Source organism: Vibrio sp., from assembly GCF_984391705.1.
On the sequence record NZ_CFHWOM010000102.1, the window covers coordinates 1 to 6176 of the forward strand.

Here is a 6176-nt window from a genome sequence, read left to right on the forward strand (position 1 = left end):
TCAACGCACCTACATGCGTTTCGATGATGTCGCCTAGTGAATGTGTGTTGTTAGTAAACGCATGAGCGACTAACTTTTTCTTGCTCATTTGGGTTGCGTCTGTATCTCCCACGTAACCTGCATGAGCGCGCAGTGCTTCGGTGGCTGACATGTGGCGGTAAGGGTTGTCATCGTCCCAATTACACGCTTTAAGGCGAGCACCAATGTAGTTGCTAAGGTGCGATTGGGCGTTGCTCGCTGTAAGCGCTACTTGTTGGCCTGCGGTTTTCGGGGATTGTGGCTCATTGCCTTCTGGGTTATCAGTTTGCGGCTCTAAGAACGCCAGCAACTTAACGCGCGCGGTTTCAATATCACAATCCATATCATCCAAACACTCAGCCTTTAGCTTTTGGGCTTTCGGGTACTTGGCAAACAGCTGTGTGATGCCTGTTTTGCGTTGCTTTTCTTGTTTCTTAAATTCTTCTAAATCCATGATGGTGTTCTCTGCAGTTAGTTTTTCAGGGGAGGATTGGCTTTCATCATCAGCCGTTGGTGAATCTGGCGCGGTGGGTTCACCATCCTCGCCATTGTCTTGCCACATCGCGACAAGAGAATCAGGGGCGTTATACGCTTTTAGATTTTTTAGTTTGGGAGCGTTGAAATTAGACGCTTCTAACGGGTTGTCTGACTGTTCGTAGATGCCTGTACACAAACCGTATTCAACGGCTTCGTTTGCACTTAACCAACAATCTGAATCCGCAATATCTGCTCGAATATCATCTTCACTTTTGCCTGACACTGAGGCGAACAGCTCGATCATTTGATTGTTAATGGTTTCGGCTTCATCAGCACGGGCGCGCATTTCAGCTGCCGTACCATAGGCGATACCATGACATTGATGAATCATGACTCGCGCAGTTGGGCGGATATAGCGCTTCTTACAGGCCATGAGCACAACGGAACTGATTGAGGCGCAGACTGAATCAACAATCCCTGTCACTTCACCAGGGTAATCTTTAAGGGCGGCATAAATCGCCATGCCCTCATCAACTTCACCACCATCAGTGTGAAAGTGAATGGTGAGGTCTTTACCATCATGCTTATTCAGCTCATGCAGCATTGTGCTAGCTGAAATCTCCCACTCGCCGATATAGCCATATAAAAAAAGCTTCACACCTTCAGCGGAAGCTTTTAGCTTGTACCAACTTTGGTCACCCTGCGGCGGCTTGCCTTGGGCTTTTAACTTACTCGTCTTTTTTGCCATCTTTGCTATCCGTTTTGTTTGTGGTTTCGTCAGCCACCATTGAAAGCAGTTCGGTGAGTTCCAACCGCTCCATTTCATCTTTTTCTTGCTTATACATCTCAAGAATTGAGCTCACATCCAAACCACGTTGAGCAAGTGCTAGCGTCAGTGGCAGCATGCCAATTTCTTTGAGCATCTTGATTGAGGAAGCTTCCTTATAAGGGTCAATCCACGGCATGACTGGACCAGTAAAAGAGGCGTCATACAACGTTGACCAATCAAGGTCTTTAGGTGGGACAAGTGTTTTACTTAACGTGGCAGCATTAAGCCAACCTTCATAAGCAGGGCGCACATGCTGGCGAACCATTAATGCACGTAAAATGATGTACCCCGCCCAGCGATCAATCATTTCTTGTCGCTGCGCGGAATATGATTTGTTGTAAATGCCTGTTACAGCTGAGTTGTTCGCACCAATCGTGCCAGTAACGTTGCGCTGTTGGTGCTGCATATACACATCAGCACTTTCAGCACCTTTGGCAGATTCAAGGGTTTCGAACTCATCATCAACATTGGCCTCTAATACGTTGCCATACTCAAAACTCAATGGTTCGTCGTATTCATCCTCCGAACCTTCCCCGCCATCTTGACCTGGTACGTAATTACCGCCCTTCTTTTTATGCACTAGCACAATTCGAGCAGCCACCAAGCGACCAAGGCGCACGGCATCTTCGTACTCTTTGAGGTTGTGAATACTGAGCAATGCAGGGGCTAGTTTTGAAATGCCACGCAAGCCACCAATGCGAGTTTGCCAACGGGTATGTAACACGTTCTGAACTTCAACAAACAATGGCTTTTGAGTGAAGGCGGTTAAGTCCGGCACAAAGTAATAACCCTTTGTTCGGTTGTACTCGCCAAGCTTAAAACCGTTAACGATGTTGTTTTTCTTGTCGTAAAGATCAGCGGGTATGTGGTCACACTCAAACGGCTCAATCCCAAAAGGCACATCACCCAAGTAATCATGACCGTCAAAGGCATAGATTCGAGAAAACATCTCGCCATCACGGACAATGCCACGGCAAATCAATTGCTCGCTGTCAGGTCTCGACGTTCGACCATCCATACACCAAGTGCGCGACGAGCTCTCATAAACTCTTTGAATCTGTTTCGCAAAATCAGTGGCTACAGTGCCGTCTTTTAGTTTGGGTTGAGGTTGAACTATCAGGCCATCAGCCCCAATCACGTTCTTAACCACCTCATCTAACGCCGTAGACACTATTGGGTAGTTTTCCTCAAACCATCGAGCTTGTTGAGCCAAAGGTAATTGACTGGTTTTTGCCAGTTCCTTAGCTAGCTTCTTTTCTCGCGGGGGACGTTTGCCCGTTTTCGGGGTTAAAGCTTCATAGTTGGCGTTGAGCTTCTTTCTCGCCGCCATGCGTGCTAGCCCTTTTTCGGGGTCACGGTAAGCAACGATTTTATCTATCCAATTCATGCTACCCATATCACACCCTTGCTGCGTATTGGCGCGTTCGTCCACGTTTAGGATTTCTCAAAGCAGCCAACTGAGTTTGTAACTCCTTAATGGTTGCTTGAACGGTGCTGAGATTCGCGCGCTGTAAATCCCGCTCATCTTCATCCTTGATACGTTGACCTTGCTCTAAGATTTCTTTTTCTGTGGCTTTATAACGAGCCAAGCGAGCTTCTAAATCTGCAATGCTGCTCATTAACTTAAACCTCTTGATATCACGCGCTTACGCTTACGTGGTTGTGATTTGGTGGTGTGTTCGCCTCGCTTCGAAACGTTCACATTTATGTTCAGTGGAGCCGCCCAATTAGGTGGCTTACTCCAATCAATTGCCATTGCTCGTGTATGCCAAAGCCCCGCAAAGGCGTATTGAGCATGGTCAAACGGCTCATTGTTCTTCCCTTTCGGGCAGTACCATTGGCCTTTGTCGTTCTTCTCTTCCGATAGCAGGCCGTTGTACCAATCCTGTTTAGCCCAAAATGGAGGACGGAAATAACGGGGGCTATCGCTTTGCTCATTCATCATTGATGAGTAAACAGAGCTTTTCACAACGTTTGAGTTAATGTTGAGTAGGGGAATATCGCCACGCGCCGCCATAGGGTGATCACTGGATGAGTCAGGCTCACTAATCTTTGTCCAGCCGTCCCACTCCTTTTCTCTAAATGCTCGCGGGTTACCCTTAAGCAATAGAAATCGATTTTCTAAACCTTTCTTCTGCAGTTCTCGATAGAACTGATAAGCGTGGAACGTGGTATTACCTTCGCCGTTCTCGTTATCTGAACCACCGGAATCACATAAGGTTAAGCGGGGGACTATGGTTAAATCAGTGCCGTCTATGGCGTACTCTTTATTGATCACCTTGTCGATGATAGGTAGCCAGTCATCAACATAAACATGAGGCTGTACTCGTTGAGGTTCACCTGCTTCCGTTCTCTGCTCATTAAGTAGGATTTGAAAGCGGTCTATCGGCTGCCATTGGCACTGCTCAGAGAAAGCCGTCACCTGAACATCAAAGCGACTGTTTGCGCCGCCCTGTACGTCGATGGTTGCCAATAAGAAACGGGTATCTGCAGGGGCTACGCCTTGCGGTAGTTGGTAGTTAATCGCTCTTTCTTGTAGGTTTTCACCCGTCAATTCAGAATCAACCGCAATTGGTGTATATGGCCTGCCTACAGTGGTGTTAAAAAACACCTGCAGCTTTGACTCATCACCAAACTTTTCATAGTGCTCTTGAGCTACTACGTACTCTTTGACCATATCGCCCCAATCGTTGAAAGCGGCACATAGCCCTTCAAACCAAAACGAAGAACGATAGAGATCGGGTTGTTCAATAACTTGGCGAACGCCTTTTTCATCGACTTCACCGGGAAACATGTAATCACCAACTAAGTTGATGTCGTATTTCTCATCAGGGCTGATTGATTCACCACAACAAGGACACACTACCTTTGCGGTGTCAGGCTTACCTTTTTCCCACTGCAAGCACTCCCACTTGTCCATAAACCACTTTTGACAATGGGGACACTGCCAATACCAAATCTCGCAAGTACCATCGTTGTACAGCGCAGTGATACCCGCGGCTCTAGGTGCTTGATGCGGCCTTAAACCCTCTTGGTCTTTAATAGGGGTGCGTGATGGGGATGCTTCCGCAATGGTGATGCCATCGCTACCCGCTTGTAAGGTACGCTTCGAACCACGACCGAACTTATCACCCTCGTTACCACCTGCCCCGTTGCCGTCATCTTCTGCCCTGTCGTAGTCGGTGAAGATAACCACACCGTAACCCTGAGCGGATAGCGCATCGTTTGTGGCTGAGTTTATGGTAACTGTGGAATCATTTTTAAATCGCTTACGCTCTATACCATCATCATGGCGGTTGCCTGTCTGCAGCTTCTGCAGTGGTTCGGTATTTCGAACCATACGGCCTAGCTCTTTATCGGAATAACCATGCGCGGTTTTTTGCGTTGCGAAGATCAGCAAGATATCGCAAGGGTTTTGCCATACTCGGTAAAACACCACACCATCTAGCAGCGTTTTAGTTTTAGTGGAACGAGCCGAACCCATAAGGATGAGCTCTCGACACTGACGACTAAAAGCGCGTTCTAGGGGCTTTCTCATATAAGGGGCTATGGATGAATCAAACTTAACAACGCCGCCTGTATCTGCAATAAACAGGTATTTATCACAAGCTTCTACAGGGGGGATATCTTCAACATCAATGACCGCTAGAGCTTCCCTCATCGCCTCCGCAATGCTCATGTAACTCATTGGCGAACTCCTGCGCTTTTCTGGTTATCTCGTTAGAAATGGTGTCGAGCTTCTTATCTAATCGCTCAGAATGCTTAGGCGTCCAGGTATCACAAATACGCTCTACTTCGGTGGTAATTTGGCGAACCTTCTTTTTAAGAATTGAAAAGGTGCTACCCCAAACCGTGATGATTTCATGCGACTTAACGAGCTGCCTTTGGTCTAGCTCGCGCTTTTGCTGTTGACCAAGTGCCAGCTCATACTCTTTAAACTCTTTCATTGAACCAAAAGTCGTTAACAGCTCTTGGATTTCTTCAACTTTCTTATCGCTAAGCGTCCGATTTCGACGCCTGCTTAGTTTCTTCTGCTCAACCAAATACGGCGCAAGGTCTTTGCATTCGAAAACATCATTCCCGCGCCCGTCTTTTCCACACGGTTTAATGTCGTTTTCTTCAATCACCTTCTTGATTGTGTTGGGTGACTTCTTCCAATAGTTCGCCGCCTCCGTTTTGTTCATTGCGTACTTGGAGGTCATAGAGAGCGCCTCCTATGCGTAAAACGTGAGGCATAAAAAAAGCCACTTCAAAAGAAGCAGCCTTTATGCATTTTAAAATTGCCTATACTTTTCAGACAATTACAAATGTATATCATCAGTAATATACACAATCAAACTCAATACTTATGCAGAAATAATTTTATACACAATCCAAAGTACAAAAGTAATGACAGCGAGAATACCTAACCCCATAACTCCCACAAGAGCAAACCAACCTGCCAATTCTAGGCGAGATTTAAGCCCCGAAAACATCAAGGAGAATTTACTAGGTTTAGGTTCCCAATGGTAGGTGCTAGTTGCCCGACCTATGATTTCAGCATCATCAACCCTAAATGTTTTAACTTCATTGCTGATATGACAGACCGCTTGAAAGCATCTTGTCTCTTCATCAATACTGATCGGGGTTAACTCTCGTATATCACCAGGATTACTTCCACCGTAATAGGCAACCATTATTTTTCGGTCTTTATCAGCCGCTGTTTGCAACTGTTCCAACACACCCATACAAACCTCCTGACGTATTCAACATCAAGCATATTTAACGGAGTGTCAGAAATCGACTGTTACTAAGGTTAGTCTTGCTCTTTTGTGATCTTCATATAATCACCGTAATCAATACTGCGCCACCA

6 protein-coding genes are annotated in these 6176 nt (G+C 46.4%); all 6 read right to left on the reverse strand.

Going from position 1 to position 6176, the window contains the following annotated elements; translation table 11 throughout:
• Positions 1-1243: head maturation protease, ClpP-related (locus AC4MRV_RS21270; RefSeq protein ID WP_491189285.1), on the reverse strand; the 1243-nt coding region annotated here is incomplete at its 3' end.
• Positions 1224-2720 carry a phage portal protein gene (locus AC4MRV_RS21275; protein WP_491189286.1) on the reverse strand — a complete coding sequence of 499 codons (1497 nt, stop codon included), beginning with the start codon at positions 2718-2720 and terminating at the stop codon, positions 1224-1226. The genes AC4MRV_RS21270 and AC4MRV_RS21275, both read right to left, overlap by 20 nt.
• Before the next feature lies 1 nt (position 2721).
• Positions 2722-2943 (reverse strand): DUF6148 family protein, encoded by a 222-nt coding sequence (locus AC4MRV_RS21280; protein ID WP_491189287.1) that lies wholly within the window; start codon positions 2941-2943, stop codon positions 2722-2724.
• Positions 2943-5012 carry a terminase gpA endonuclease subunit gene (locus AC4MRV_RS21285; protein WP_491189288.1) on the reverse strand — a complete coding sequence of 690 codons (2070 nt, stop codon included), beginning with the start codon at positions 5010-5012 and terminating at the stop codon, positions 2943-2945. The genes AC4MRV_RS21280 and AC4MRV_RS21285 overlap by 1 nt, the downstream gene beginning before the upstream one ends.
• Entirely contained in the window at positions 4960-5526 is a 567-nt protein-coding gene (locus tag AC4MRV_RS21290; RefSeq protein WP_491189289.1) for a DUF1441 family protein, read from the reverse strand. Before AC4MRV_RS21290 ends, AC4MRV_RS21285 begins: the two co-directional genes overlap by 53 nt.
• Positions 5527-5670: 144 nt before the next feature.
• Entirely contained in the window at positions 5671-6051 is a 381-nt protein-coding gene (locus AC4MRV_RS21295; RefSeq protein WP_491189290.1) for a hypothetical protein, read from the reverse strand.
• Positions 6052-6176 lie beyond the last annotated feature (125 nt).

Excerpts from the sequence above, each read along its gene's own strand:
- AC4MRV_RS21280 (WP_491189287.1), bottom strand. The coding sequence starts at position 2,943 with ATGAGCAGCATTGCAGATTTAGAAGCTCGCTTGGCTCGTTATAAAGCC.
- AC4MRV_RS21295 (WP_491189290.1), bottom strand. The coding sequence starts at position 6,051 with ATGGGTGTGTTGGAACAGTTGCAAACAGCGGCTGATAAAGACCGAAAA.
- AC4MRV_RS21285 (WP_491189288.1), bottom strand. The coding sequence starts at position 5,012 with ATGAGTTACATGAGCATTGCGGAGGCGATGAGGGAAGCTCTAGCGGTC.
- AC4MRV_RS21290 (WP_491189289.1), bottom strand. The coding sequence starts at position 5,526 with ATGACCTCCAAGTACGCAATGAACAAAACGGAGGCGGCGAACTATTGG.
- AC4MRV_RS21275 (WP_491189286.1), bottom strand. The coding sequence starts at position 2,720 with ATGGGTAGCATGAATTGGATAGATAAAATCGTTGCTTACCGTGACCCC.